Source organism: Bacillus sp. BS3(2021) (assembly GCF_021043345.1).
In the GTDB taxonomy this organism is placed as follows: domain Bacteria; phylum Bacillota; class Bacilli; order Bacillales; family Bacillaceae; genus Bacillus; species Bacillus paralicheniformis.
Genome location: NZ_JAJNDM010000006.1, coordinates 197,230 through 216,833 on the forward strand (window position 1 = coordinate 197,230; position 19,604 = coordinate 216,833).

Below are 19,604 nucleotides of genomic sequence, written 5' to 3' on the forward strand. Positions count from 1 at the left end.
TTTTATTCACAGAAAATGTGTTTACCGATCCTTTTAATTTGTGGTCTGCCCCAAATCCATGAGCTAGTGGCCGTGTCAGGGTTAAAGTAGTAAGTCGCATTTTCTGACGGATCCCAGCCATTGATGGCGTCAAGAACGGCTTTTTTCGCCGTTTCATCCGGGGTCATGTAAATCTGTCCATCCGCGACAGCTGTAAATGCAAGCGGTTCAAAGATAACACCAGCCACCGTGTTCGGGAAGGTAGGGCTGTCGAGCCTGTTTAAAATAACGGCTGCAACAGCAACCTGGCCGTCATACGGTTCTCCGCGCGCTTCACCGTAAACCGCTTGGGCCAACAGATTGATGTCGTTGTTCGAGAAACCGCCCGGCATGTTGGCTGCAACGGCATCCTGTTTTTTAGGCGCCTGCTGTTTAGGTGCAGCCTTTGGTTGCGCTTGTTTTTTCGGCTGTGCAGGAGCGGCCTGCTGCTTTTGCTGCGGCTGCTTTTGGGCAGTGCCCTGCTGCTGTGCGCCCTGCTGCTGTCTTGCTTCCGCCTTTTTTCTCGCCTGCTGCTGCACTTCTTTTGAAGGCTTCGTCTGATACTTTAGCGGCAGTCCGCCGTAATGTGTAAATTGGTTTCCTTTTCGAAGTTGTCTGTGCACGTAGTCGCTGTAATATTTAGTATGATTGATTAAAAATCGTTTTGTTTTCGGCCCGACCAGGCCGTCTGTATCCTTTAAGCCGAACTGATTTTGGAAATTGCGGACGGCCCAGTATGTCGCCCATCCGTATACTCCGTCAATTCTGCCATTGTAATAGCCGTTGTATTGAAGCCTTGCCTGCAGTTCAATCACATCATCCCCTGTCGCCCCCCGCTGTATCACCTGTTCAGAAAAGGCAGCGCTTTTTTGACTGAATGGAAGTGAAAGACTGGTTGCCATAATGGTACATAAAATGACATTCAAACAAAAAGAACCTTTCGACTTCATGTTTTAAGCCTCCTCCAGCATTTTTGTACCCATATCTTTTGTAGAGAGGCAGATTTTATACACGCTTTCCTTTCTGTTTCAACTTTAGGTAAATATGCCGGACAGAAAATGAAAAAAACCGCCTATGCTCGAGGCGGCTATTGCTGAAGAGACTGCCCGCCGGCTTTGACGGAACGGGCTTTTTTTGCTTTGCGCAAGCCGAACCACCAAAGAAACGCCATAAAGGGCAGCATAAAATAAATCCAGTTTTTTAAGGCAAGCAGAATATAATCGTAGAGACCGTGAAGCAAAGCCGGAATAAAAAGCGAGCAGAACAGCCATTTCATCTTTGTTTTACTTGAGGAAAAACGGGCTTTGCCGATGTAAAAGCCCATGATCACTCCGAATAAGGCATGGCTGGAAACCGGAAGCAAAGCGCGCATAAAAGCGTACTCCACCCCGTTCCCGATGAGATACAATATATTTTCAAGCGTCGCAAACCCCAATGAAAGGCTTGTCCCGTATACGATCCCGTCATAGTGTTCATCAAAATCGATATGCTGAAAAGCGCTGACCATCAGCAAAAACCATTTTAAAAATTCTTCCAAAAAGCCGGAAGTTAAAAATGAAACGACAAAACTGCCCTCAGAAATGTGTTCTTTTTCCAATACATACTGGATAAACATCGTCGGAAAAACGAGCAAGACCCCCAGTATAAAAAGGCGGATGACCATATGAATGGGCTCGGATTCATATTTTTCCTTTAAGTAAAAATACATTAACAGTGCGATTCCGGGAGCTAAGCCTGCTGAGATAATTCCGAACATGAGGAAACCTCTTTCCTTTTCATCTCATTCTATCCTACCATGATTCTGATTGTTTTGAAATTGAAAAAGAACGGGCCGCCTAGTAGCAGAATTTGTCTTTTATGCCTTCTTCATAGCTTGCAAGAAGGACGGCCAGTTTCATTCTCGCTTTTTTGCTGTCATAATCCTTGCCTAAGATGACCCCTTTTTTTGCGAGGTCATAGCTGCTGCCCGCATAGTCATAGGTCGTATACACTTCGCCTTCCTCTGCGCTCGTCGTGATGACGATATAAACGCCCTGATGTAAAGCTTGCTCAATATCGCCCACCATATTCGGCGGTACCTGTCCCCTTCCGACTCCTTCAAGGACGATCCCTGCTGCACCCTCGCGGACAGCGGCTCTGATAAACTTGCCGTCTCCATCCAGATAGCATTTGACGATATCCACTTCAGGAAGCGGTCTTTGCAGCTGATGAACATCCCGCTTTAATGGCTTTTGATAAACGTATACTTTATCATTGTCAATAATCCCTAAGTAACCGAAGCCGAATACGTCAAAACCCTGCAGATTCGAAGCGTGCACTTTTTTAACGTAGCGCGCGTTGAAGATCCTCTCGTTAAAAACAACGACCGTGCCGGCTCCTTTTATATCTGGGCTGCACGCTGTATAAACGGCGTGTCTGATATTTGTATATGCATCTGTTCCTTGCTGCTCGGGGGCTCGTTGTGAGCCTGTGACAACGACCGGCCTCTCATCCTGCAAGGTTAAATCTAAAAAATAAGCGGTTTCTTCAAGCGTGTCCGTACCATGCGTCACAACCACGCCGTCATAGCTGCCGTCCTGAAAAACGCGTTCGACGGTTTGTTTGAGTTCTAGTAAATGCTGAAATGTAATATGCATACTCGGAAGCTGAAACGCCGGATAGACATCGATCTGGACATCTTCCGGCAGGCTGCACATTTCGGCTAATTCAGGACCGCTGATCGCCCCTGCCGCAAGCCTGCCGCTTTCGGTTTTCCGGCTGGCGATCGTTCCTCCTGTTGTAATAAGAGCTACTTTCTTTTTCATGTCAGGCTGCCCCTTTTCATGTTGATCTGTGTGCCGATAAAAAAAGAGAGCACATCTATATATAGAATATGCTCTCTTTTGCCTGATACAAATCATAAAATATTGGTTTTATATTCGTTTAGCAATTTCAGCTGCAATTAAGCCGCCGTGAAAACGTCCGTTTTCAATGAAGATTTCATTTGCGTTGTTCCCGGCCGCAATAACGCCGGCGATGAAGATGCCTTCTTCGTTCGTCTCCATCGTTTCTTCATTAAAGGAAGGACGGCCCGACTCCGCGTCAATTTCGACTCCCATTTTTTGAAGGAAGCCGTGATCAGGGTGATAGCCTGTCATCGCGAATACAAAATCATTTTTGATCTTGGTCTCTTTTCCGTCGACAGAAAAAATCAGCTCTTCTTCCGTAATTTCTTTGACGACCGCCCGGAATTCCATTCTGATTTTTCCGTGCTTGACAAGCGAAAGGAATTCGGGAAGGATCCATGGTTTGATGCTGGAGGAATATTCGTTCCCTCTGTACAGAACGGTCACTCTTGCGCCCGCTTTAACGAGCTCCATCGCCGCGTCGACGCTTGAGTTTTTCCCGCCGATAACCGCAACATCTTTATCAAAATACGGATGAGCCTCTTTAAAATAATGGAACACTTTCGGAAGGTCTTCTCCCGGGACGTTCATATAGTTCGGGTTGTCATAATATCCCGTTGCGATCACGCAAAATGACGACAAATACGTATCCTTTGATGTTTCCACGACAAATTGGTTATTTTCTGTTTTTGTGACGGATTGAACTTTCTCAAACGCGTTGATCCGCAAATTTTTCCGCTTGGCGACTTCCCTGTAATAAGAAAGCGCCTGATTTCTGACCGGCTTGTGATTTTCAGTAATAAAAGCGACATCGCCAATTTCAAGTTTTTCGCTTGAGCTGAAAAAGGTTTGGTGTGTAGGATATTGATAAATGCTGTTGACGATGTTTCCTTTTTCAATGACGAGTGCATCTATTCCGATCTCTTGCATGTGAATAGCTGCTGAAAGCCCGCAGGGGCCACCGCCGATAATGATCACTTTTTCTTCTTTCATGTTCCGTTCATCTCCTGTCATATCGGGCAAATCAAAAAATCTCCTATTTTATGATAGGAGATTTTTTGGGTTGTTGCAAATGTTTGAACCTATATCCAGCCTCTGAAGCGGGATGCTTCCGCCATCTTGCGGACGCCCACCATATAGGCTGCAAGCCGCATGTCGATTCTGCGGTTGTGCGCCATTTCGTAAATATTGTTGAACGACTTGACCATCATTTTTTCCAAACGTTCTTCAACTTCTTCTTCAGTCCAGTAGAATCCCTGGTTGTTTTGCACCCACTCAAAATACGATACGGTTACACCGCCGGCGCTTGCCAGCACGTCCGGTACAAGAAGAATGCCGCGGTCGGAAAGAATTTTCGTCGCTTCGAGCGTCGTCGGGCCGTTGGCTGCTTCGACAACGATTTTCGCCTTGATGTTATGGGCGTTTTCCGCGGTAATTTGATTTTCTATTGCAGCCGGCACCAGAATGTCGCATTCCAGTTCCAGCAGTTCTTTGTTTGTAATGGTGTCATTAAACAGCTTTGTGACCGTCCCAAAGCTGTCCCGGCGGTCAAGCAGGTAATCGATGTCAAGCCCTTCAGGATCATACAGGCCGCCGTATGCATCAGAAATGCCGACAACTTTTGCACCCGCGTCATACATGAATTTCGCAAGGTAGCTTCCCGCATTTCCGAACCCCTGCACGACGACAGAAGCTCCCTCGATGTCGATGTCTTTCTTTTTCGCCGCCTCTTTAATGCAGATTGTAACCCCTTTTGCTGTCGCAGATTCTCTGCCGTGAGAACCACCTAAAACGAGCGGTTTGCCGGTAATGAAGCCCGGCGAGTTGAATTCGTCGATTCTTGAATATTCGTCCATCATCCATGCCATGATTTGAGAATTGGTAAATACATCGGGAGCCGGCACGTCTTTTGTCGGTCCGACAATTTGGCTGATCGCCCGGACGTACCCTCTGCTTAAACGTTCCAGTTCAGGAAAGGACATATCCCGCGGATCACAGATGATCCCGCCCTTTCCGCCTCCATATGGAAGGTCGATGATGCCGCATTTCAGACTCATCCAAATAGAAAGCGCTTTAACTTCTTTTTCTGTAACTCCCGGATGAAAACGGATGCCGCCTTTTGTCGGCCCTACTGCATCATTGTGCTGGGCTCGGTAGCCCGTGAAAATCTTAACAGATCCATCGTCCATGCGAACCGGAATTTTCACCGTTAAAAAACGGATCGGTTCTTTTAGTAATTCATACACCTCTTCAGGATACCCCAATTTTTCAAGCGCCTTATGTATCACCGTTTGCGTTGATTTCAAAACGTCATGTGTGTTTTCTTCAGTATGACCGGTGTTTTGATCGGCTACCATTATAAGTTAACCTCCTAAAGTCTTTCTGGCATGTTGTCCTTTCAGAGAATAGTATACACCCTTGCACTAATCATGCAAAGAACAATCAACCATTTTTCGTGAAAATATTCGAGAAAAATCTTTTTTGTTATATTCTTATTTTCGGCAGAAAAAAACTGCTGTTTAACACAGCAGAATATCTTTTTTAAATGCGGGCTATTTGAAATATGTCTGAATGGTCTGAACGGCATTGTTTTCCATGATTTTCTTTCCGTATTCCTGAAGCCTGTAAATCGTTAAAGTCGTCGGATTCCCATATTCGGCTAAAATCGAAATCACGCCGTCAGCCTCATGGGAGTCAAAATCGTCGAGACTTAAGAAATACCTGTCTTCATAGTGGTAGACTGTCCCGCCTTGAATACCGATGCGGTCCAGGTTTTTGGAAAGTTCAATCAGATGCTCAAACGTTTGAAATTCATATATAATGTCAACACTTTCGCCAAGTTTGACTTGCATTTCAATATAGTCCTCATCATACTCATTATCGTCTTCATCTGTTTCTTGATTTTTTGTGACAATGATGACCATTCCTTGTGCTTGAAGAGAATACACTTCAACAGCGATTGGGCCATTCGCTTCGAACCCGAGCTCTGTATTCGCTTCGTTCATCATGTCTTTAAACAGCTGCTGAACTTTAAATGAGTCTTTCCAAAGGTCTTCTTTCGTCAGCCCCCGGTCTGTCAGATCGTCAAGTGTCAGAAAGATTTTGATCTTATTATAATTTAGACGCTCAAGCCGCATAACGTTCCCTCCTGCCTCTTCTTGCACACATCATATATCTTATTATATGGAGATGATGAGTCATAGGTTCTTAATTTTGATACCAGTTTACACTGTGTTTGGGCGGAAGACAAGCACAATGCCGCCTTTTCGTTCCTTTTCAGTGAAAAAGCATCAGTTTCCTTCCATGCAGGGTCCCGGGACCAGCTTAATCAGATGGGTTTCCGGCCTCGCTCCCAGCCGCAGCGGAAGCTTCGATGTGCCATAGCCGTTGCTGATCAAGTACGGCGCCTGATGAACGGTTCCGGTTCCTCCGATTTCACAGAGCCCGAATCTGCCGAGGCGAATCTGTCCTCCGTGGGTATGACCGCTCAATATGAGATCAATACCGTCCGTCTCCTGTATTTGATGATGAATCTCCGGATTATGTGACACAAGGATGGTCGGAAAATCCTGCTGCACGCCTCTGAGCGCTGCCGGGTAATCATCCAATTCGAGCCTGATGTCATCCACTCCGCAAATATTGACGGCTTGTCCTTGATGGTCATGCAAAACCGAAGCATTGCGCAAAGGCGTTACGCCATGTGCCCTGAATATTTCCTGCAGCCTTTCCTGATCAACTTCATAATCGTTATTTCCCCATACAAAATACGTTTTTCCCAAACTTGAAAGCCTTTTGATATTTTCTTCAATTCTCGAATAAGGAACGCCGCCCTCCGCTAAGTCGCCGCCGATCAAGACGAGCTGAACCCCGTGTTCTTTCACTTCACGAATAATGTCTTCACTGACTGTCCGCCTATGAATATCCGAAATAAAAAAGACGGTCAATTCGTTATTTAGGCGCCTGAGCGAAAACTCGGCTTTCAATACCCGGTTTTCTCGCGCGATACCTGACATTTTCCACACTAAAGCAGCAAAACCGATGAAAACGGCCGAAGCCAGACTGAGCCAATAGATCATGTGCATTCTCCAATCTGTTTTGTTTATCATAAGACGGCTTTATGCAAAAAGACGTTTCTTTTAATAAGAAAACGTCTTTTTTATTTGCTTTCGAAATAAAGATTAATGTCATACTGCTGTTTCATGATCTTAAAAACCGTTTCCCTTGATTTCCACTCTTCAGGCTGGGGCCATAAATCCGTGCTTTTCTGAATAATCTCGCATCTCAGCTTATGAAATTCCCCTTCTGCTTTTTCTTCCTTCTTTTTAAAATAGTAAGCGGTGCTGTATGCAAAAGCGGCCGACAAAATCCAAAGCAGGTAGACGGAGTCATTCAGCAAGCCGGAAAGGAAGCCGTTTTGCCCGAGCCCTTTTGACGCTGCAAACAAACAAAACGAAACCGCGCATATCGCCGCCAGCGCCTGCCACCTGAATGTCTGTCTGGCATAGTTTTCGTACTTTTTCTTCCTTTTAATTAAGGCGCGGAGCATTTGTTTCGTCGGTTCGTCCGTAAAACGGTTCAGCTCTTCAAGCTCGCTTCCCACAGTCCTCACACCTTGTCCTATTTGATAGTACAATGTATATGTATTCGCGGGCAAAATGATGCCATTGTTAATAAATCGGGATATTCAGAATCTGGCCGGTGTAGACATTGTTGCCTGATAATTGATTATAATTGCGGATTTTTTCCTCTCCTGACCGGTTCTTATAATATTTCATCGAAATCCGATAAAGCGTCTCTTTTTCGCCAACCGTGTGCTTCAGCACCTTTTTGGGCTGCGGCGCTTGCTGAACGGGCGGCGTTTGAGCTGCGCTTGCCGTTTTCTTCTCTTGTTCCGCAGGCTGCTTCGGTGCGGTAGGCTTCTTTGCAGCGACAGGCTTCTCCTCAGCTTTTTTTGCCTCTTTAGGCTGCTCTTTTTCCTTTTGCTCGTCTTTTTTTGACGGTTCATCCTCTTTATTTTCCGATTGTTTGTTCTCTTTCAGCTTTTCTTCTTGAAGGGCGGCGGCTGTATGCTGCGAAGCCGCCTTTTGATCCGCTTCTTGTTCACCGTTTTGATTTTCATTCGTCATTCCCGTCTCACCGGATTTGTTTTCATAAAACACATTATCATACTGATCAGAGTTGGAATCGCCGCCTTTGTCTTGGTTCAGCATGTACATAAACACCACGAAGACGATGATCGGAATGAAAACAAACATGACTGCAAGTGACGTGAATAGCGGATTTCTGTCTTTATTCTTTTTTTTGCTGTGCTTCTTTTTTTTGTGATACGTCTGCCTGGAAGGAATGTCATCATCAGGTGTCTTCAGTTCAACAGCCGCGGCCGCCTCCCGGCTCATTTCAGCACGGGCCTTCTCCTGCTCCTTCTTCTTCCTCTCTATCCTTGACATCTCCGTCATGCGAACTCCTCCTTACGTGTTGAAAACGAATCTGGCACGCAAATACAACATCGATCAAAAAGTGTGCCGTCACAGGAACGAATAAATTCCCTGTCCATTCAAAGCTCAATCCGAGCAAAAAGCTGATGGACACAACCATTACAAACAGCAGCCATTTTTTCAAATAACGAAAATGCAAAATCGCGAAAATAATGCTCGCTGCCCAGAGACCGAAATGCGTCTGAATAACGCCTCTGAACAATATTTCCTCTGCAAATGCAATGAAAAGGGTAAGAATCACGATATGCGGGTACGAGCGTTCACGAAAAAGCTTTTCATTTATCCCTTCATCGTCATACATATGCTTCGGAGCCCATTTCATCACCATCAGGTCGGCGATAATCACGAGAGCCGCGAGCGGCGCCCCGTATTTCAAGATGCTCAAGTCCGATGGATTCCAAAGCGACAAAAAATCGTCTGCATCATCAAATAAAAAGATGCCCATCAATAATGCGGTAAAAAGCATCAGCATCTGGGAAAAATAGAGCTGTTTCAGCATTTCCCTGTCTGACAGGCGACGTATGATTTCCGACTGCTTTTTCAGCATACACGATCACAGCTGGCGGCAAATATGGCATCTAATTCTTCTTCCCACGCTGTCAATTTGTTCATAGACGGACGGTCTCCTTTGGCTTCGTATGCTTCAAGACTTAAACCGCAGGATGTACAGCACGCTGTGTCATCCGTTTCCAGCGGTTCTTTTTGTTCATTAAAATAAGCGAGCAAGCTTTCCCTGAAACACCCTTCGCTTTCGGTGACGGCGGCGAACCCAGCCGCTTTTTTCAACTTGAGCTCCCTGCGGCTGTCCATCTCCCTCTGAATGACCGCCCGGCCGTCGTCGCCAAGGTGATGCACCTTCTGATAAAGATGTAGAAAATGGCGGGCTTGCGTTTCAGATAAACCGGCCTGCTGTAGAACTTCCCGCCGGTTTCGCTCATCTTTCACTCCGGCAAGCTTTTCGTATAAAAAGCCGATATCACTTTGAGAGAGTGCTTCCATTTGAATGAGCTGCTCCTGGATTTCCTCGTCTCCCGGAGCTTTCAGCAAAATGCTGACGCTCTGCTTTCCATCCCTGCCCGCACGTCCGATTTCCTGCAGATACGCCTCTGTCGTCTGCGGGAGGCTGAAATGGATCACATATCTGACATCAGGCTTGTCAACTCCCATACCGAAGGCGTTCGTGCAGCAGACTACATCAAGCTGGTTGCGAATGAACTGCTGCTGAATCAGCATCCTGTCGCTTGCCTCCATCCCGCCATGATAAAATCCCGTTCTCAATTTTGTCTCATCACGAAGCTTGTCAGCCAGTTCTTCAGCCCATTTTCTTGTCGGGCAATAGACAAGACCGGGACCTTGCAGCTTTTGAACCAGCCCTGTCAGTCGCTCCGTCTTCTCAGCGGTATCCCGCAACTTTTCAATATGAAGCGCAATGTTCGGGCGATCAACGGAATGGATCAAATAATTGGCGCCTTTAAGCCCCAGCATATTGGAAATGTCCTTCAATGTCGCTTCGGTTGCCGTCGCTGTAAGCGCCAGGGTGACGGGATGACCGAGGAGCGCCTTGATGTCTCCAAGCTTCGAATAATCAGGCCTGAAATCATGCCCCCATTGTGAAATGCAGTGAGCTTCATCAACGACAAAAAGGCTGACATTGAGCAATTGAAGCTTTTTCAGCACTTGGCCGGACTGGAGGGCTTCTGGTGAAATATACAGATATTTGAGGCAGTGAAGCCGACTTAATACGTCATTTTTTTCCTGGTGTGTCAAAGCGCTGTTCAAGGCCGCGGCCCGCTTCTCTCCGCGCATTTTTAATTGCTGCACCTGGTCTTCCATTAAAGACAAAAGCGGTGAGACGATCAGGACGGTTCCGTCTTTCAACAATCCGGGAAGCTGGTAGCACAGCGATTTCCCGCCTCCTGTCGGAAGCATCGCCACCGTGTCCCGCCCCTCCAGCACGCTTTTGATGATCGTTTCCTGGCCGTTTTTAAAAGTATGATAACCAAAGTACCGGCGGAGCGCCTGATGAAGTTTATCCATTCCTGATCACCGTTTTCGACAAGGCCAGGCGGATTTTAAAATAGCTGTATCGGCCGCCGAGCCCCTCTTTAATTTGTCTGATTTTATTGGTTTGGTTCGCTTTCGCATAATCGGCAATGATTTTCTGCTCCTCTTTCGACACGTACTGATCGATGGAAAAAGACGGATCATGAATGGCAATTTCCACAATGTGATCCTCGATCGTCGCCGCTTTCAGCTTTCGAATGTCTGCGATCCGGTCTATTGTATGCCCTTCTTTTATAAGAAAAAGCGTTTTTCTCGTCGATTGTGTCAAGCCATCATTCAAAGGAATGTCCTGAATAAGCGTTTGAAAAAGCGGACTTTCACCATTTTGGGCGGATTGAATAAAATGATGCAGAACATCCCAAAACAGTGCATATATGTACCACTCATCAAGGTCCATTTTTTCGGAAAGCTGTCTAAATGTATAGCCCGCTTTTGCCCCGGAAGTCAGGGAGTGGACAAAAATAGCGGCCTGTTCATCATCGTTCAAAACAGACAGCTTCTCTTTCAGCTCATGGTGAAACTGGGCTGCTGTTTCAGCGGCATTCCGGCTTCTTAAATATTGTTTAACCCAGTTCTGAATCTGATAATCTTTTACGATCGGTAAATACACGCGTTCGCGGTAAAGTTTGTTGGAGAGCACCTGAATCAAAAGCGACATCCTTGCCCACATGATTTTGGCTGCCGCCTGATAATAGCCGCCGTGAAAATGGCGGGGCCACGGGTAAAGGGCAAAAAAGCCGGCAAGTTCCGCTTCTCCTTTTTCGGTGACGATGTAAGCGCCGCTTTCCGCTTTTTCTCTGACCAAAGACTCCTGTTTCAATTGTTGAACGCTGACTGTCACCTGCTCTCTGGACAGAGCCGAGCAAAAGCCAAAGTATTTTGAAACGGCAAATAAACCAGCGTCCTGTATCGTCTGTGACGACCTTTTTCCTTTTAATAAATGATAGACCGCGCTTGAAGAACGCTCACCCTTCATGGATGACAGAATGTCGAGCACAATGGCGTCAAAAAAATGAACCGGCATATCATCACCTACAATCTTCCGGCAACATTCGATCTTTTCTTCTTTTTATTTTAACAGATTTTGCGGAGAAATCGACGTTTAAACTCATATAAAAGGGGTATGTTAGCAGTAGAACCCTTGTGTGATAAGCATTCTCAATATTTTTGAGTTGAAATGTAAGATTAACACCATTACAATAAGGAATGGGAATAGGTTTCATATCGGATAGATAGAGGGTTAAACCATTTGTTCCAACGAAGAACAATCTGGGAGGTTTTTTATTCATGCCAAAATATACAATTGTAGACAAAGATACGTGCATCGCATGCGGAGCTTGTGGTGCTGCGGCTCCTGATATTTATGATTACGACGATGAGGGAATCGCGTTTGTCACCCTTGACGACAATCAGGGTGTCGTCGAAGTCCCTGACGTCTTGGAAGAAGACATGATGGACGCATTTGAAGGCTGTCCTACAGATTCGATCAAAGTTGCGGATGAGCCGTTCGAAGGCGACCCGCTTAAACACGAATAAAGCAAAAAAACATCCGGTGCACAAAGTGCCGGATGTTTTTTTATCAGATAAGCACTGCTTCGCCAACAAGCAAAAAGAAGCCGGCTCCTTCTGCAGCTGAAAATGCCCGGCACTGTGCCGGGCATTTTTCATGTCTATTTATTTGGCGGCCATGCGGACGTTTTCCTTCAGCCGCGGCTTCAACGAAAGGAAAATCGGCGTGGACACGAGAGCCACAGCGATGCCTTTGATGAAATTAAATGGCAGGATTCCGGCCAAAACTGTGGTTTTGAGCGCTTCTCCCGATAGCACTGGAGCATTTAAAAACCAAGTGTAGGCAGGCAGAAATAATAGATAATTTAAAATGCTCATCGAAACGGCCATCACAAGCGTCCCTGCGAAAAGAGCTGTGACAAACCCTTTGGCAGAACTTGATTTTTTAAGCAGCACAGCCGCCGGCAGGATAAACAATGTTCCGGCAATGAAGTTAGCGGCCTGATCAATCGGAACGCCTGAGGCGCTTCCGGCAATAAAGTAATTCAGCACGTTTTTGATCGCTTCAACGGCAATTCCGGCTCCCGGACCATACAAAATAACAGCGAGCAGTGCCGGGATATCACTGAAATCGATTTTCAAATACGGGAATGCCCCCAAGATCGGAAAACTCAGCATCATTAAAATAAATGCGATGCTGCTCAGCATGCTGATTGAGACGAGACGTCTCACCTTGTTGTGTTTCATTTTGTCACTCTCTCCTTTTCGATCACATCTCACGAAAAGAGGAATGGTTCTTTCCCCCTGCCCTAAACAAAAAACCCGCTTTATTGAAAAAGCGGGGCTGTTTTACAGACAGGTCAAATAAACGTTTGAAAATATCATTTCAAAACGCACGGAACCTCCATCTTCTCCCATCCAGACTATACTGTCGGCTTCGGAATCGCACCGAATCCTGCCCCTAAAGAGGCTCGCGGGCTTAGAGCGCTTGCTCATCACCGCCGGTAGGGAATTTCACCCTGCCCCGAAGATTGATCTTATTTATTTTTGATACTGATATTATTATAAATGAATTGTGAAAAAATGTACAGATTCAAAGCTTATTGCGCTGTTTTGGGGCGTCCTTCAGAATATTTCGGCAAACTCACTTTTTCCACACACTAAAAACCGCACATTCACAGTTATTTCATTTTTAATTTTCGTCTTTCCGCGCGAAACTCATTGACACCCTTTATGGAATATGGTAAATTATCAGATATTTATGACGCTTATTTAGGAGGAAATCTTACATGTTTCGAGTATTGGTCTCAGATAAAATGTCCAGCGACGGCCTCAAACCATTAATGGAAGCAGATTTTATTGAAATTGTAGAAAAGAATGTTGCGGAAGCGGAAGACGAGCTTCATACGTTTGACGCTCTCTTGGTGCGGAGCGCCACGAAGGTGACCGAAGAATTGTTTAAAAAGATGACTTCGCTAAAAATTGTTGCCAGAGCAGGTGTCGGCGTCGACAATATCGATATTGACGAGGCGACAAAGCACGGTGTCATCGTCGTAAACGCGCCAAACGGAAATACAATTTCAACTGCTGAACATACTTTTGCAATGTTTTCAGCGTTAATGAGACATATTCCGCAGGCAAACATCTCCGTTAAATCCAGGGAGTGGAATCGTTCGGCTTACGTCGGTTCAGAGCTTTACGGAAAAACCCTCGGCATCATCGGAATGGGCCGCATTGGAAGCGAAATCGCGAGCCGCGCAAAAGCGTTCGGCATGACCGTTCATGTATTTGACCCGTTCCTGACGCAAGAAAGGGCAAGCAAGCTCGGCGTTAACGCGAACAGCTTTGAAGAAGTTCTGGCATGCGCTGACATTATTACAGTTCATACCCCGCTCACAAAAGAAACGAAGGGACTTTTGAACAAAGAAACCATCGCAAAGACGAAAAAAGGCGTTCGTCTCGTGAACTGTGCAAGAGGCGGGATCATCGATGAAGCGGCGCTTTTGGAAGCTTTGGAAAGCGGACATGTCGCAGGCGCTGCCCTCGATGTGTTTGAAGTCGAGCCTCCGGTCGATTCAAAACTGATCGATCATCCGCTTGTGGTCGCGACTCCTCACTTGGGCGCTTCAACGAAAGAAGCTCAGCTGAATGTCGCTGCACAAGTTTCCGAAGAAGTCCTTCAATATGCGCAAGGAAATCCTGTGATGTCCGCGATCAACCTTCCGGCCATGACAAAGGATTCATTCGAAAAAATCCAGCCTTATCATCAGTTTGCCAATACGATCGGAAACCTTGTGTCTCAGTGTATGAATGAGCCTGTTCAAGATGTAGCCATTCAATATGAAGGCTCTATCGCCAAGCTTGAAACGTCATTTATTACGAAAAGCCTTTTGGCCGGATTCCTGAAGCCGAGGGTCGCGGCTACCGTCAACGAAGTGAATGCCGGCACTGTCGCGAAAGAGCGCGGCATCAGCTTCAGCGAAAAAATTTCTTCCAATGAGTCAGGCTATGAAAACTGCATTTCTGTGACTGTCACCGGAGATGTGACGACATTCTCTTTAAGAGCGACGTACATTCCGCACTTCGGCGGTCGCATCGTTGCCTTAAACGGCTTTGATATCGATTTTTATCCGGCTGGACACCTTGTGTATATTCACCACCAGGATAAACCGGGGGCTATCGGCCATGTCGGACGAATTTTAGGAGACCATGACATCAACATCGCCACTATGCAGGTGGGCCGAAAAGAAAAAGGCGGAGAAGCGATCATGATGCTTTCATTTGACCGCCACCTTGAGGACGATATTTTAAATGAGCTGAAAAACATCCCGGATATCGTGTCTGTTAAAGTCATCGACCTTCCTTAATAAAAAGCCCCGGAACCTGAAAGAAATTCCTTTCGGGTTCCGTTTTTTTTAGGAACTCTCCCTGATCTCAAGCAGCTGGCGGGGATAAATCTGTTCGCCTTTCAAATCGTTCCATTCTTTGAGGTGCCGGACAGTAACGCCCATTTTTTCGGCGATATGATGAAGCGTATCCCCTTTCTGCACCACATATGTGCCGGTCTTCGGTTCATCGTCATGAAGGCGGAGTGTTTGGCCGGCCTTAAGCTTCGAATGTTTCAACCCGTTTATTCTCATGATCTCCTCGATAGATATACCGCTATCCTTGCTGATTTTCCAGAGCGTGTCCCCTTTTTGAACAGTTACGGCACCGCTCATTGTCCCGGTGTTTTGATGAACGTGGACCGAATTTTGCTGGAACGCTTCTTCACGAAGCACCGTCAGCGGATTGATTGCATATCTTTTATCTTCAGTCCATGAACCGTGATGCATTTCAAAATGCAGGTGGGTTCCGGTCGATATTCCCGTATTGCCGATGATTCCGATTTGCTCGCCTTTTTTCACCCGTTCTTTTTCCTTTTTCAGGCGTTTGCTTAAGTGGGCATAAACGGTTTCATATCCGTTGTCATGTTTGATAAATATCACGTGGCCGTAGGAGTCCGATTGATACGATTTGCTTACCGTTCCGTCTGCGGCTGCCGCTACAGCTTCCCCTTCAGGAGCGGCAATGTCAAGCCCCTTATGTTTTCCGTCTCTCGTCCCGAATTGATCTGTGATCTCCCCTTTAATCGGTTCAATCCACTCTGAAGCTGCCGCTCCCGGCGTAGTGACGAGAAACGCAAGCCCCGAAAGCCATGCGATCGCGAACAGGAAGTTTTGATGTCTGAGTATCTTCAAGGGTTTCCATATCCTCCTATTACAAGCATCTGCGGTAAAATTCCCCCTATTCGGAGACAGCTTAGTATACTTCCAAATCAATACATTTTATACATCAAAAAAAGACTCCGCGCGGGGAGTCTTTTAGCTTTCTATCGTTATCGGATTCGGTGCGTACGGAACCTGTACAGATTTCGACAAGTCATAGGCGCCGACCTTGGTTGTGGATGCATTTTTAAATTTCACTTTTGTGAACCCGAAATCTTTGGCGGTCAATAGAAGGCCTTCAACCATCAAAACGTCTTCAGGTTTATTTTCAATATTCGCGGAGGAAGAAAATTGAATGATCAGTTCTTTTCCATTCTTTTGAATATCTTCAATCTTTGTATCATCGGATAGAATGGGTTGTAAATGAGTGCCGCTTTCTTTAACTTTCATCATCTTTATCGCTTCCTGCACCGTTTCGTAAGATTCGCTTGAAGGTGCAAGGAACCGGCGTCCGTCAGAGCTTTCATATAAATAGTAGCCTTTTTGCGTCTGATGCATAATCGCCATATCAGCGAGCATTCCGAATGATTCAAATTCAACGCCAGATTCATCATCGGAAATAAACAAAACAGAATCATATGAACCCCATTTAAAGGTTTCGTTGATCACATTTTTCAGCCGTTCGAAATCTTCCACTGAAAGCTCCGGTATTTTTTCATTTACTTGAATCGTCAGTTTTTTACCGTTTTTCTGTTCTTTGAACTTCACCTGATCAAGATAAGATGTATCAAATGATGTAAATTGGTCCACTTTGAGCCGGCTGTATGCGTGAAGTGCATCTTCAAGATTCGTCATGCTTATGCTTTTCTCAAGACTTATCGGGACAACGACAGACTTGGACTTGTCAAGGAAAGCGAAGGTGATATAGTCGTCTTTTTGATTCTGGGAGACGACAAACGTATTTGCAGGTTCAGACTTGGCAGCATCAGCCTCCGTCTGCACCAATTTTCCGTCAGATGAAATGTTGGCGTCGGCGCTGTTTTGAGATCTGATCTGTTCGATTAATTGAGGAGTGATCAGCATCAGAAGAAAGAGAACCAAAACTGTAGCAGCAAATGCGCCGACCCGTTTTTTCGGTGATTTACGCTTTGGTGCGAAAATCAGCTTTTGATAGATCTGATTTGCCGAACGATTATCCTTAACCGTTGGAAGTTGGCTTAGTAACGCCTTCAGCCGTTCTTCGTTCCATTCTGACTTCTTCATTCTTTGGATCCTCCTTCAAAAGCTCCATCTGTTTACGAAGCACTTTCAGACCGCGGTGCTGAGTGGTTTTCACCTTGCTTTCGGAAAAATTTAAGGCTTTTGCCGTTTCACTGATCGAATACCCTTGGATAAACCGCAATACGATAACGGATCTTTGATCAAGCGTACACCTGTCAAGGGCCTCGAAAATTTCCTTCAGGTTTTCATTCTGCATCACGATGTCCTCAGGCAGAGGCTTGCGGTCTTTTACATCTTGCTTCTCCCAGTCAAACGTCCCCAAAATCCGCTGGCGGATCGTCTGCTGCTTTCTGAACCAGTCGATCGCAACGTGCCGCGCAATCGAAAGAAGCCAGGTTTTTTCGCTGCTTCTGCCTTCAAATGTTTCATAAGAATGCAGGACGCGGATATATACTTCCTGAACTAAGTCTTCTGCCTGGTTTTTGTCTTTTACCATATAAAATAAAAACTGAAATAAATCCTGATGATACTGATCATATATTTTCTGAAAGGTTTCTTCCACCTGAAACCCCTCCGTTCAATTTATTGTCGTTTGTCAATCTTAAAAGGTTACATTACAACTATTACAACTATATTACGAACATATGAAAATGGAAAGGGGGTTTAACTAAAGTTAAGCTTAATTTTAACTTAACAAGCATAAAAGCACCCGTTCTAAATGAACAGGTGCCAAGCTTACAGGAACTTCCGCTTTCTCACTAAGCTGCGTCCGTATACTCATAATCGGAACGTTCCTTAAGGCGGATCCTTTGAAATGGACTGATTTTCATCCGTTTATGACTTTAAGTCCAATTGTTGGCGAAGCTTTTTGGAAATCTCCTTTCTCTTTTCGTCAGTCACCAGGTGATACCATAAGCCGTCAACTTTTTTATCTTCACCCTCAATTTCTATCTGTTTAATATCCTTGGCAGCTTCTTTATAAGAATGTTGAATATCGATCATCTTGTCCAGTGTTAAGTTTGTTTTGATGTTTTTTTCTAATGCTGTCAAAATTTCTTGATAGTTTGTTAATGATTTTAATTGGGCACCTTCATGAATGATTTCATTGATGATCTCACGCTGACGCTCTTGACGTCCAAAATCACCGCGGGGATCGTCTTTTCTCATCCTAGCATATGTCAAAGCAGTTTTGCCATTAAGATGCTGCTTTCCTTTTGACAGATGCACGCCTTCAAGGGTGAAATCAATCCGATTATCCACCGTAATGCCGCCAATTGCATCGACAATATCTTTAAACCCATCCATATTGATTTTAATATAATAATTAATGGGAATGTTCAAAAATTGTTCTACAGTTTCAACGGTCCCTTCAATTCCGCCATAGGTGTAGGCCGAATTCATTTTCGAAAATTTATTCTTCGATTTGATAAACACCCTTGTATCACGCGGAATACTTGTCATTGTCGTTTTCTTTGTCTCCGGGTTAATCGTCATCACAATCATAGAATCCGGTCGTCCTTTATCACCAGGGCGCTCATCTATCCCTAATAAGAGAATGGATATAGGATCGTGCGGAGCAGTATCCTTCTGCTCGGCATCCTTGTGAAGAGGTTCGTACATTCCATTTATTGATTTTGCGACGGTACGGTAAATCCCGTATGAAACCACACTGCCAATCGTTATCACTAGCGCGAGGGCGAACAATATCACATTTTTCATCTTTAGTTTTCTTTTTCTCATTTTCACCATAGTATCCCTTCCTTGTTGATCCAGGTCATATTTTTTAATTCCATCTGAAATGAACCGGTTTTATCGAATCATGAATAGGCTTCATTTCATATCCGTTTTCCTGAAAGTATTTCAATAGTTTCTCCAAATGGGCCGCAGTTGTCGGTTTTTCATGCATTAATACGACAAGCGGCTCAACACCGGAAAGGTTATTGACTTGCTGAATCACATTATTGACGAATTGACCGTTTGTATTTGCAGATTTCCAGTCCTCTGAATCAACAGTCCAGTCCCAAAGATTAAAGTGGTCGCGCTTAATGACTTCTTGAAATGGACCGGTAATATAAGGCTTTGATCCGTAAGGCGATCTGATCAAATGCGTGTCAACGTTGGTCGTTTCTTTGATTGTTTTCAACGTATCGTTCATTTCTGCTGCAAAGCTTTCAGGAGATTTATAGATTTTCGATACTTGGTGCGTCACGCCGTGAGAGCCGACAGAGTGGCCGCTTTCAACCATTTTTCTCACAATATCGGGATTTTGTTCGATATTCGGTTTTAACATGAAAAAAGTAGCTTTTGCATGATACTTATCGAGCAAACTTAAGATTTTATCTGAAGCCGCAGGATTCGGCCCGTCGTCAAATGACAAATAGACGACCTTTCCGATTTCCGGCGCTGTTTGCTTATTTTCTTTTTTCTCTGCTTTATGTTTGCCTCCCGTCACAGGTGCTGAAGCGGAGGAATTTTCTTTTAGCGGTTCCTGCTTTGGACCAGCGAGTGCATTCCACGAAATGCATAACAAAGTCACCCCCAGTACAATCAACATACCCAGCACTAATTTTCCTAGTGCGCTCAATTTACGATCTTCTTTTGGTGAATTTGACACTTTTTCCAACTCCTTAAGCTGTAATTATCAATCACTAGGTTTCTTTTAATCTCGTCACATCCAAATGACAATTTTTAAGCTGCTATTTGAA

At 45.1% G+C, this 19,604-nt stretch carries 20 protein-coding genes and 1 riboswitch; of the genes, 2 read left to right on the forward strand and 18 right to left on the reverse strand.

Annotated features, from left to right (window positions below; genetic code table 11):
- Nucleotides 1-2 precede the first annotated feature (2 nt).
- The 12 genes from sleB to LQ247_RS15225 form a co-directional block, all read right to left on the reverse strand.
- The gene (gene sleB, locus LQ247_RS15170; protein ID WP_371268733.1) at nt 3-920 is read right to left on the reverse strand and encodes a spore cortex-lytic enzyme; all 918 of its coding nucleotides are present in this window, start codon (nt 918-920) and stop codon (nt 3-5) included.
- Between the two features lie 185 nt (nt 921-1,105).
- Nucleotides 1,106-1,774 (reverse strand): glutamic-type intramembrane protease PrsW, encoded by a 669-nt coding sequence (prsW, locus tag LQ247_RS15175; protein ID WP_023857465.1) that lies wholly within the window; start codon nt 1,772-1,774, stop codon nt 1,106-1,108.
- 79 nt (nt 1,775-1,853) lie between these two features.
- Entirely contained in the window at nt 1,854-2,822 is a 969-nt protein-coding gene (locus LQ247_RS15180) for an asparaginase (RefSeq protein ID WP_020451978.1), read from the reverse strand.
- 108 nt (nt 2,823-2,930) lie between these two features.
- Nucleotides 2,931-3,896: a YpdA family putative bacillithiol disulfide reductase gene (locus LQ247_RS15185; protein WP_023857466.1), complete on the reverse strand. Its 966-nt coding sequence runs from the start codon at nt 3,894-3,896 to the stop codon at nt 2,931-2,933.
- An 89-nt stretch (nt 3,897-3,985) separates the two neighbouring features.
- Entirely contained in the window at nt 3,986-5,260 is a 1,275-nt protein-coding gene (locus LQ247_RS15190; RefSeq protein ID WP_020451980.1) for a Glu/Leu/Phe/Val family dehydrogenase, read from the reverse strand.
- A 195-nt stretch (nt 5,261-5,455) separates the two neighbouring features.
- Nucleotides 5,456-6,040 carry a genetic competence negative regulator gene (locus LQ247_RS15195; protein ID WP_020451981.1) on the reverse strand — a complete coding sequence of 195 codons (585 nt, stop codon included), beginning with the start codon at nt 6,038-6,040 and terminating at the stop codon, nt 5,456-5,458.
- Nucleotides 6,041-6,193: 153 nt separating this feature from the next.
- A complete protein-coding gene (locus tag LQ247_RS15200; RefSeq protein WP_020451982.1) occupies nt 6,194-6,979 on the reverse strand; it encodes a metallophosphoesterase in 786 nt (261 codons plus the stop codon).
- Nucleotides 6,980-7,059: 80 nt separating this feature from the next.
- On the reverse strand, nt 7,060-7,449 hold the full coding sequence (locus LQ247_RS15205) for a YpbF family protein (protein WP_229029999.1): 390 nt from the start codon (nt 7,447-7,449) through the stop codon (nt 7,060-7,062).
- 121 nt (nt 7,450-7,570) lie between these two features.
- Nucleotides 7,571-8,299 carry a LysM peptidoglycan-binding domain-containing protein gene (locus LQ247_RS15210; RefSeq protein ID WP_026579370.1) on the reverse strand — a complete coding sequence of 243 codons (729 nt, stop codon included), beginning with the start codon at nt 8,297-8,299 and terminating at the stop codon, nt 7,571-7,573.
- A 1-nt stretch (nt 8,300) separates the two neighbouring features.
- Entirely contained in the window at nt 8,301-8,945 is a 645-nt protein-coding gene (locus LQ247_RS15215; RefSeq protein ID WP_023857469.1) for a CPBP family intramembrane glutamic endopeptidase, read from the reverse strand.
- Nucleotides 8,939-10,435, reverse strand: coding sequence for a RecQ family ATP-dependent DNA helicase (locus LQ247_RS15220; RefSeq protein WP_105980428.1), 1,497 nt, complete (start codon nt 10,433-10,435; stop codon nt 8,939-8,941). Before LQ247_RS15220 ends, LQ247_RS15215 begins: the two co-directional genes overlap by 7 nt.
- Nucleotides 10,428-11,486 (reverse strand): helix-turn-helix domain-containing protein, encoded by a 1,059-nt coding sequence (locus LQ247_RS15225; protein WP_023857471.1) that lies wholly within the window; start codon nt 11,484-11,486, stop codon nt 10,428-10,430. Before LQ247_RS15225 ends, LQ247_RS15220 begins: the two co-directional genes overlap by 8 nt.
- A 263-nt stretch (nt 11,487-11,749) precedes the next feature.
- Between LQ247_RS15225 and LQ247_RS15230 the strand changes: the two genes are divergently transcribed.
- Nucleotides 11,750-11,998 carry a ferredoxin gene (locus LQ247_RS15230; RefSeq protein ID WP_003183064.1) on the forward strand — a complete coding sequence of 83 codons (249 nt, stop codon included), beginning with the start codon at nt 11,750-11,752 and terminating at the stop codon, nt 11,996-11,998.
- Nucleotides 11,999-12,136: 138 nt separating this feature from the next.
- Here the strand turns inward: LQ247_RS15230 and LQ247_RS15235 are convergent, their stop codons facing one another.
- Nucleotides 12,137-12,718 carry an ECF transporter S component gene (locus tag LQ247_RS15235; RefSeq protein WP_035338506.1) on the reverse strand — a complete coding sequence of 194 codons (582 nt, stop codon included), beginning with the start codon at nt 12,716-12,718 and terminating at the stop codon, nt 12,137-12,139.
- Nucleotides 12,719-12,873: 155 nt separating this feature from the next.
- Nucleotides 12,874-13,007, reverse strand: a riboswitch (FMN riboswitch).
- Nucleotides 13,008-13,260: 253 nt separating this feature from the next.
- Between LQ247_RS15235 and serA the strand changes: the two genes are divergently transcribed.
- Nucleotides 13,261-14,838: a phosphoglycerate dehydrogenase gene (gene serA, locus LQ247_RS15240; protein WP_023857473.1), complete on the forward strand. Its 1,578-nt coding sequence runs from the start codon at nt 13,261-13,263 to the stop codon at nt 14,836-14,838.
- Between the two features lie 48 nt (nt 14,839-14,886).
- Here serA and LQ247_RS15245 read toward each other — a convergent pair whose 3' ends face one another.
- The 5 genes from LQ247_RS15245 to LQ247_RS15265 all read right to left on the reverse strand — a co-directional run bounded on the left by LQ247_RS15245 (nt 14,887) and on the right by LQ247_RS15265 (nt 19,513).
- On the reverse strand, nt 14,887-15,711 hold the full coding sequence (locus LQ247_RS15245; RefSeq protein WP_035338504.1) for a M23 family metallopeptidase: 825 nt from the start codon (nt 15,709-15,711) through the stop codon (nt 14,887-14,889).
- 123 nt (nt 15,712-15,834) lie between these two features.
- Entirely contained in the window at nt 15,835-16,941 is a 1,107-nt protein-coding gene (locus LQ247_RS15250) for a GerMN domain-containing protein (protein WP_023857475.1), read from the reverse strand.
- A complete protein-coding gene (gene sigX, locus LQ247_RS15255) occupies nt 16,877-17,461 on the reverse strand; it encodes an RNA polymerase sigma factor SigX (RefSeq protein WP_023857476.1) in 585 nt (194 codons plus the stop codon). Before sigX ends, LQ247_RS15250 begins: the two co-directional genes overlap by 65 nt.
- 272 nt (nt 17,462-17,733) lie before the next feature.
- Nucleotides 17,734-18,648 carry an LCP family glycopolymer transferase gene (locus LQ247_RS15260; protein WP_101561042.1) on the reverse strand — a complete coding sequence of 305 codons (915 nt, stop codon included), beginning with the start codon at nt 18,646-18,648 and terminating at the stop codon, nt 17,734-17,736.
- Between the two features lie 34 nt (nt 18,649-18,682).
- Nucleotides 18,683-19,513, reverse strand: a complete 831-nt coding sequence (locus LQ247_RS15265; protein ID WP_035338499.1) for a polysaccharide deacetylase family protein — start codon at nt 19,511-19,513, stop codon at nt 18,683-18,685.
- Nucleotides 19,514-19,604 lie beyond the last annotated feature (91 nt).